1 pseudogene is annotated in these 272 nt (G+C 58.5%); it reads right to left on the minus strand.

Annotation, left to right across the window (positions count from 1 at the left end):
* Positions 1 to 272 (minus strand): annotated as a pseudogene (locus HMPREF2734_RS12020) (hypothetical protein); the annotation flags it as partial.

A 272-nucleotide genomic window follows, 5' to 3' on the forward strand; every position in this document is an offset into this window, starting at 1 on the left:
GCAGGGTAAAACGCAACCGCCAACGCTTCGCGGCGTCGTCGACAATGGCGAGTTTGCGTTCAATCAAACACAACTGATCCAAGGGTGTGTCTGCTGCCATGTGGCGTGCGTCGGATTGTTTCCGCGTGAATTTCGTCGCTCCGTAGTAGACGTCGTGTACGCGTGACCATTCTCGGATGCGCGACGGGTTCAGCCCGGCAGCAAGGGCTGTGTCGCGGTCGAAGTCGGCGATGTCCGAAAGCCGGAAGCCGAGAAGGTCTACAAATGCCATG

This window comes from Corynebacterium sp. HMSC055D05 (genome assembly GCF_001810365.1).
Lineage (GTDB): Bacteria > Actinomycetota > Actinomycetes > Mycobacteriales > Mycobacteriaceae > Corynebacterium > Corynebacterium coyleae.